Genomic DNA, 356 nt, shown 5'->3' on the forward strand with positions numbered 1-356 from the left:
TATCGTCCAACCGTGGTCTCCATGGCCCAGTGCGCAAATAAGCCTGGCTGCCGAGACTTGACGTCTTTCAGCCATGCCGCTGCAGGCACCTTCCGACCGCTGAGGTGTTTGTATTTCCTTTGGGCCCAGCGGACCAGCGCGGCATCGACCGCAAGCAGCACCTGTCCCAGCGCAGACCGATAAAATCGACCGTAGTACTGAATCCAACCCAGTAAAGTCGGACGGGTTCGGTCCGCCAACTCAGTCAGACTCAGGTCATAGCGGTGCAACACACTGCGGCGACGCAGCTCCTGCCGCATCGCCTTCGCAGCCTTGTTGCTGACCGCAGGCAAGAAGCCGACCGACAACTTGCCCAC

At 60.1% G+C, this 356-nt stretch carries 1 protein-coding gene; it reads right to left on the minus strand.

What is annotated here, in order from left to right; genetic code table 11:
- On the minus strand, window positions 1–356 hold a 356-nt coding region (locus ACYP5B_RS49000), incomplete at both ends, for a group II intron maturase-specific domain-containing protein (protein ID WP_459574701.1).

It is taken from the genome of Cupriavidus sp. 8B, assembly GCF_054589115.1.